The sequence below is a fragment of the Streptomyces sp. NPDC058872 genome, assembly GCF_042743065.1.
GTDB lineage: Bacteria > Actinomycetota > Actinomycetes > Streptomycetales > Streptomycetaceae > Streptomyces.
Genome location: NZ_JBHYMK010000056.1, coordinates 44,863 through 51,636 on the forward strand (window position 1 = coordinate 44,863; position 6,774 = coordinate 51,636).

Here is a 6,774-nt window from a genome sequence, read left to right on the forward strand (position 1 = left end):
CGGGTCTCCTCAGGCGCCGTCGTGGACTGTGGAAAGTGCTGTCGAAGAAGGAGGGGACGCAGCGGAGGCGTCCCCGGTCGGGGCGGTGCTCCCGGCGAGCCGGTCCACCACCCCGGCGAGCCGCTCGGGCGGCAGCAGTCCCGGCCCCCGGTGCCGCGCGAAGTCCGCGAGCGCCTCCGCCGTGGAGTAGCGCGGCGAGAACCCCAGGACCTCCCGCATCTGCACGGTCGAGACGACCCGGCCGTGGGTGAGCAGCCGGATCTGTTCGGGAGCGAAGTCGGTGATGCCGACCGTGCGCAGCGCCGTTCCCACCCAGGTGACCGCGGGCAGCAGCACCGGCACCGTCGGGCGCCCCAGCCGCCGTGCGCACTGGGAGAGCAACAGCACGCCGTCTCCGGCCACGTTGAAGGTGCCGCTGTTCAGGGTCGCCCTACGGGGCTCGTGCGCCGCCAGGCGCAGCACCTCGACCACGTCGTCCTCGTGGACGAACTGCAGCCGCGGGTCGTAGCCCAGGACGGTCGGCAGCACCGGAAGCGAGAGGTACTCGGCGAGCGGGGAGTCGACCCGGGGGCCGAGGATGTTCGCGAACCGCAGCACGCACACCGCCACGTCCGGCCGCCGGCGGGCGAAGCCCCGGACGTACCCCTCGACCTCGACGGCGTCCTTGGCGAAGCCTCCGCTCGGCAGGGCCTTCGCGGGCGTGGTCTCGGTGAAGACGGCCGGGTCCCTGGGTGCGGAACCGTAGACGTTCGTACTGGACTTGATCACCAGCCGCCGTATCCGCGGCGACTTCTGGCAGGCACCGAGGAGCTGCATGGTGCCGATGACGTTGGTCTCCTTGACCGACGTCCGGCCGCCGCCACCGAGCGCCGTGCCGGTGACGTCCAGGTGGACCACCGTGTCGACGTCGTGCTCGGCGAGGACCTTGGCGATCTCGGGCCGGCGGATGTCCGCCCGTACGAACTCCGCGGCGCCGAGCTGGTGCGTCGGTTCGACCGCGTCCACCGCGATCACCCGCTCCACTTCCGGGTCCCGCTGGATCCGCCGCACGAAACGGCCTCCCAGCTGTCGGGCCGCTCCCGTGACGAGCACGACCTTGCCCAAGATCAGCGCCTTCCGTCCGTCTTCCGTCGGTGTCACCGTAGCGTCTCGACGTTTCGGCGCGATAAAAGCGTGGCCCTTCACCGCGAACGGTGAAGGGCCACGCTTGACGCACGAAATGCTGCGGTGCAGCTGTCGCCTTACTTCTTGTTGCGACGCTGAACGCGCGTGCGCTTGAGCAGCTTGCGGTGCTTCTTCTTCGCCATCCGCTTGCGCCGCTTCTTGATAACAGAGCCCACGACTACCCTCGCTCACTTCTCGGAACATCCCCGCCTCGGCGGGGATCGGTGCGGGGCGTCTGGGCCCACACGACCTACGTCGGCCTAGCCTACCGTCCCGAGGACCCCGGTCGTAATCCGAGGGCCGAACAAGGGCCCTCCCGGCTCCGTCGCCGCGCGCCCGCTACGCGGTCCCGACCCCCACGAAGGACTCCCGCAGGTACTCGTGCACCGCCTGTTCCGGCACCCGGAAGGACCTGCCCACCCGGATCGCCGGCAGATGACCGCTGTGCACCAAGCGGTACACGGTCATCTTCGACACGCGCATCACCGAGGCGACTTCCGCCACGGTCAGAAACTTGACCTCGTTGAGAGGTCGATCGCCAGCAGCCATGACCCACCTGTACCTTCCGCCGCGACGCCCACCGGCTTCCCCTCCGGTGACTCTTCGTCGCCGAGCGCTCACTCTCCAGACTAGGGGCGTGTGGTACGAGTGGGGAAGAGGAGTTGCCATCGGCCGTTTACCGTGACAGACGCGCTCGATTGAGTACATAGCTCGTCAGCGGGAGGTACGAGGCGGAGCACATGCCGTCGTCAAGCGGAACGGCCACCGCCACCTGTCCCTCCGCCTCGCCCACGAACAGTGCGGGATCATCCGTATCGGCCAGGCCAATGGCCTCAATGCCCAGCTGACCTGCCCCGCAGACCCATCCGTGGTCCCCCACCACGAGCTCCGGCAGCAGCCCTCCGCACGCGGCCGCGGTCTCCAGAGCGGCCCTGACCGGCAGTGGCGAATGTGAATGCGCCCCCCGTACGCGCCCCCCACTCGGCACCCCCGGTTCCCGCACCAGTGCGACCCCCCGTACGTAGTCGAGGAGGTGGGTGCGTACGCCGAACCGGGTCGTTATGTCGACACATCTCCCCTGCGCCGGGGTGAGGACAAGACATCCCGCCGCCGACAGGGCGTCTGCCAGAGCAGCGTAGAAACCGAGCAGACGGTGTGGATGTCCCGTCCCCAGGAGCACCGGAACCCGCCGCGCCGCCGCCGCGCCCAAGCGCGCGGCAAAGGCGTCGAGCCCCCTCACCGTGCGCTCCGGGTCGATGACGTCCGCCCCCGACCGGTGCGCCGGGTCCCCCGACACCCCGCACTTGTCGGCCATCAACCGCAACAAACCGGCCTCGTCCCACCCCCAGGCGGGATCGAGGCCGAGCAACACCCGCGGATCACGAGCGGCGAAGAGCCGATAGCTCCGCAGGTTCTCCTCCCGCGAGGTGGCCACCGTCCCCGCCAGCCCCGCCGCCAACAGATGCGCCCGCAACGCCCTGGTACTCAACACCCACCCGATGCTGCCGGAACGCCGCCGCCCGGGGATCCAAACCCCCCGGACACCCCACCGTCGGCGTAACACCCACGCGCACGTTCCCGCGCCGCGCCCCCGCGGCCGGGGCCCGCGCACCGCGCGCTCAGGGCAACAGGCCCCGCAACGGGAAGGCCGCCCTCCGCGTCGCGAGCACCGCCTGGTCGAGCCGGTCCGCCGGGTCGTACCCCTCGGCCCAGTCCCGGAAGTCCACCGGCCACCGCCCGTCCGTCATCCGCGCCGGCCCCAGCTGTCGGGTCCGCGCGTACACCTCGTCCCGCCACGACCCCGGGATCACCGACTCGGGATCCACCGGAGCGTGCGCCGCGATCCCCACCAGGTGCGTCCACGACCGCGGCACGACGTCCACCACCGCGTACCCGCCGCCGCCCAGGGCCAGCCAGCGCCCCTCCGCGTGCTCGTGCGCGAGCTCGTGACACGCCTCCTGCACCGCCCGCTGCGCGTCCAGCGAGACCGCCAGGTGCGCCAGCGGGTCCTCGAAGTGCGTGTCCGCCCCGTGCTGCGTCACCAAGACCTGCGGCCGGAAGTCCGCGAGCAGCTCCGGTACGACCGCGTGGAAGGCCCGCAGCCACCCCGCGTCCCCCGTGCCGGCCGGCAGCGCCACGTTCACGGCGCCGCCCTCTCCGGCCCCCGCCGCCCCCGTCTCCTCCGGCCACCCCGTCTGCGGGAACAAGGTCCGCGGATGCTCGTGCAGCGAGACCGTCAGGACCCGCGGGTCCTCCCAGAACGCCGCCTGCACGCCATCGCCGTGGTGCACGTCCACGTCCACGTAGGCGACCCGCTCCGCCCCCAGCTCCAGCAGTCGGGCGATGGCCAGCGAGGCGTCGTTGTAGATGCAGAAGCCCGAGGCCGCCCCCGGCATCGCGTGGTGCAGTCCACCGGCGAAGTTCACCGCGTGTCCGGCCTCCCCGCGCCACAGCGCTTCCGCCGCGCCCACCGACTGCCCGGCGATCAGCGCCGACACCTCGTGCATCCCGGCGAACGCCGGATCGTCGACCGTCCCCAGCCCGTACGCCTGGTCCGCATGACGGGGATCCGCCGAGGCGGCCCGCACCGCCTCCACGTAGTCCTCGCGGTGCACGAGCCGCAGGGTCGAGTCCCCGGCCGGCTTCGCCGCCACCACGTCCACCGCCCGGTCGAGCCCGTAGGCCCGCACCAACGACATCGTCAGCGCGAGTCGCACCGGATCCATCGGGTGCTCGGACCCGAAGTCGTACTGCGTGACAGCTTCATCCCACATCAACAGTGCGCGGCCGCTCATGCCCGCCACCGTATCGGGCCGCCCGCGGACCGAACGACGTGGCATACGCCACCGTCACCAGGACCAGCACCATGGGCACCGCCATGGCCCACCGATAGCTCCACGCGTCCCCCAGCGCCCCCACCAACGGCGAACCGACCAGGAAACCGACGTAGTTGAAGACGTTGAGCCGCGCCACGGCCGCATCGCTCGCCGTCGGGAACAGCCGCCCGGCCGCCGCGAAGGTCTGCGGCACGATCACGCTCAGGCCGAGCCCCAGGACGGTGAACCCCGCGATGCCCGACCACGCCCCCGGCGCCACCGCGACCAGGGCGAACCCGAGGGCCGCGAGCACCGCCCCCGCCCGGACGACGACGGCAGCCCCCAGCCGACGCACCCCGAAGTCCCCGACGGCCCGCCCGAACAGCGTCGTCACCATGTACGCGTTGTAGGGCACGGTCGCCATCTCCTCCGAGCTGCCCAGCACGTCCTGGAGGTACTTGGCGCTCCAGTTGGAGACGGTGGAGTCACCGATGTAGGCGAAGGTCATCACCAGGCAGAGCGGCAGCAGGAGCCTGAAGGCGATTCCGCTCCCCCTCTCGCCGTCCTCCGCCTCCGCCGGCCGCCCCCCGTCGACGACGTACCACCGGCTCCCGACGAACGCGACGGGCAACAGCACCAGCACCACCGGCAGGTACGACACGAAGAGCGGCAGGTGCCAGTGCGCCCCCACCCAGGCCAGTGACGCCCCCGCGATCCCCCCGAGGCTGTACGCGGCGTGGAAGCCGAGCATGATGCTCCGCCCGTACGCCCGCTGGAGGCTGACCCCCAACATGTTCATGGAGGCATCGAGCGCCCCCACCGCCAACCCGAAGAGCCCCAGGGCCACGGCAGCCTGCCAGAGCTCCGACCCGGCGCCCACGGACAGCAGTGCCAGCAGCACGAGGGGCTGGGCCCACCGCAACACCAGCGCCGGCCCCACCCGGGCGACGAGCTTCTCCGTCACCACGCTCGCGATCCCCGCCAGGACCGGCACTGCGGCCAGGAAGGCCGGCAGCAGTCCGTCGGAGATCCCGTACTGGTCCTGGATCGCCGGTATTCGGGTCACGAGCAGGGCGAAGGTGACCCCCTGCACGAAGAAACTGACCGCCAGGGATCCCCGCCCACGCCGCAACCGCGCATCCGTCATGGCGGCACAGCGTAGGGCCGGAAACTACCGATGGGTAGATGGATCACAACCCGAGAGTCGCGGGGAGCTCGGTCATCCTGCTGAAGAAGCCCTTGGCACCGGTGAGCTTGCTCGCCGGCGTCATCGCGGTGAAGCCGTACGCGTCCATCCCCGCGGCCACCGCGGCCCGGACCCCGAGCGCGCTGTCCTCGACCACCACGCACCGCTCGGGCGCCACCCCCATCCGCGCGGCCGCGTGGAGGAACAGGTCCGGCGCCGGCTTGCCCCGGCCGACGTCCTCGGCGCTGAAGACGGTCCCCTCCCGGAAGCAGCCGTCGAGCCCGGTCTTCCGGTGCCCCACCCGGATCCGCTCGTGACTGCCCGAGGAGGCGACGCAGTACGGGACGCCGGCCGCGGCCAGCTCCTTGAGCACCGCCTCCGCCCCGTCGACGGCCTCCAGTTCCCGTTCGAACGCGGCGAAGACCCGTGCGTGGAAGACCGCGTCGAAGTCCACCGGCAGCCGCTGGCCGCTCCGCTCCTCGACCAGGTCGTGGATGCGGTGCATCGCGGAGCCCATGAAGTCGCGCACCGACTCCTCGAAGGTGGTGGGGTGCCCGAGCTCCGTGAGGTACGCGGCGAGCAACCGGTTGGAGATCGGCTCGCTGTCGACGAGCACACCGTCGTTGTCGAAGATGACCACGTCATAGCGCATGCGCCTCACCCTACGGGGGTCCCACGCGCCGTACTCGTGCCAGGTCGCCCGCCAAGAGGTCCTCGTGCCGCAGCACGAAGTCCCCGTTGGGCATCGGCTCCCCGTAGTACTCCCCCATGATCCGGTCCGGCAGGAAGGAGCGGAGTTCGTGCCGCATCCGCTTCCGGTCGGGGACGGGCACGCCCCACCCCTCGGGCGCCTCGTCCGTGCCGTAGACCACCCAGTGGTCCGTGGCCACGTCCGCGTCGAGCGGGGGCACCCCACCGGTGTGGCAGTCGAGCGCCGGCAGGCACAGTCGGTCGGGGTCCAGCGGCTCGTACCAGAGGAGGAGGGGTTTGGCCCGTGCGGCCTGAGCGGTGTCGAAGCAGCAGACGGCCATGGCGTGTCCCGGGTACTTCTCCGCGTAGAACGCGAACAACTCCGGTGACAGCGCGGGCCGCTGGGGCCACGGAACGCGGGCGAGCGCGGCAGGCACGAGGGTCGGTTCGCTGGCCAGGACGACGGTGTAGACGTCGTGCTGGAAGACGTGCACGACGGGCGCATCGGCCTCGCCCATCCAGGCGGGGCCGTCCTCGTCCGCGGAGGCTGCCGTCGGTCTGACGGCTTCCACCATCCGTTCCAGGAGGTCGTGCTCCCGTCCGACGGACAGGAAGTTGTCGGGCGTCATCTCGACCGCAGGAAGGTGCAGCAGCATCGCGTTCGGGCCGCTCGCGTGGCTCACGGCGGTGTTCTGGTAGCCGAGGACGTGGATCAGCCCGTGCTCGGGATGGGTGAGCCGTCCTGCGTAGAGGGTGGTGCCGGTGAATTCTGCCGGCGCGGTGGAAACGCACATGAACGCAAAAATGCCTCAGCCCCCGGACTAGGTCCAGGGGCTGAGGCTAAAATTTGTTCGGCGGTGTCCTACTCTCCCACAGGGTCCCCCCTGCAGTACCATCGGCGCTGAAAGGCTTAGCTTC

Annotated in this window: 8 protein-coding genes; all 8 read right to left on the bottom strand. The window is 71.1% G+C overall.

What is annotated here, in order from left to right; genetic code table 11:
- Positions 1–9 precede the first annotated feature (9 nt).
- Positions 10–1,104, bottom strand: coding sequence for an NAD-dependent epimerase/dehydratase family protein (locus tag ACFW22_RS28420; protein WP_386409803.1), 1,095 nt, complete (start codon positions 1,102–1,104; stop codon positions 10–12).
- A gap of 137 nt (positions 1,105–1,241) precedes the next feature.
- Positions 1,242–1,340, bottom strand: a complete 99-nt coding sequence (locus ACFW22_RS28425; protein WP_003948845.1) for a 30S ribosomal protein bS22 — start codon at positions 1,338–1,340, stop codon at positions 1,242–1,244.
- A gap of 163 nt (positions 1,341–1,503) precedes the next feature.
- Positions 1,504–1,713 (bottom strand): helix-turn-helix domain-containing protein, encoded by a 210-nt coding sequence (locus ACFW22_RS28430; protein WP_030223786.1) that lies wholly within the window; start codon positions 1,711–1,713, stop codon positions 1,504–1,506.
- Positions 1,714–1,840: 127 nt separating this feature from the next.
- Complete coding sequence (locus tag ACFW22_RS28435; RefSeq protein WP_386409787.1) at positions 1,841–2,656, bottom strand: phosphatase; 816 nt, start codon at positions 2,654–2,656, stop codon at positions 1,841–1,843.
- A gap of 127 nt (positions 2,657–2,783) precedes the next feature.
- A complete protein-coding gene (locus tag ACFW22_RS28440) occupies positions 2,784–3,959 on the bottom strand; it encodes an acetoin utilization protein AcuC (protein ID WP_386409789.1) in 1,176 nt (391 codons plus the stop codon).
- Complete coding sequence (locus tag ACFW22_RS28445; RefSeq protein ID WP_386409791.1) at positions 3,928–5,127, bottom strand: MFS transporter; 1,200 nt, start codon at positions 5,125–5,127, stop codon at positions 3,928–3,930. Before ACFW22_RS28445 ends, ACFW22_RS28440 begins: the two co-directional genes overlap by 32 nt.
- 43 nt (positions 5,128–5,170) lie before the next feature.
- Positions 5,171–5,818, bottom strand: coding sequence for an HAD family hydrolase (locus tag ACFW22_RS28450; RefSeq protein ID WP_386409793.1), 648 nt, complete (start codon positions 5,816–5,818; stop codon positions 5,171–5,173).
- Positions 5,819–5,828: 10 nt separating this feature from the next.
- Positions 5,829–6,650, bottom strand: coding sequence for a hypothetical protein (locus tag ACFW22_RS28455; protein ID WP_386409795.1), 822 nt, complete (start codon positions 6,648–6,650; stop codon positions 5,829–5,831).
- Positions 6,651–6,774: the final 124 nt, after the last annotated feature.

Bases quoted from the DNA above. Each gene is read 5' to 3' on its own strand.
- ACFW22_RS28445 (WP_386409791.1), bottom strand. From the start codon at position 5,127: ATGACGGATGCGCGGTTGCGGCGTGGGCGGGGATCCCTGGCGGTCAGT.
- ACFW22_RS28455 (WP_386409795.1), bottom strand. From the start codon at position 6,650: ATGTGCGTTTCCACCGCGCCGGCAGAATTCACCGGCACCACCCTCTAC.
- ACFW22_RS28430 (WP_030223786.1), bottom strand. From the start codon at position 1,713: ATGGCTGCTGGCGATCGACCTCTCAACGAGGTCAAGTTTCTGACCGTG.
- ACFW22_RS28450 (WP_386409793.1), bottom strand. From the start codon at position 5,818: ATGCGCTATGACGTGGTCATCTTCGACAACGACGGTGTGCTCGTCGAC.
- ACFW22_RS28440 (WP_386409789.1), bottom strand. From the start codon at position 3,959: ATGAGCGGCCGCGCACTGTTGATGTGGGATGAAGCTGTCACGCAGTAC.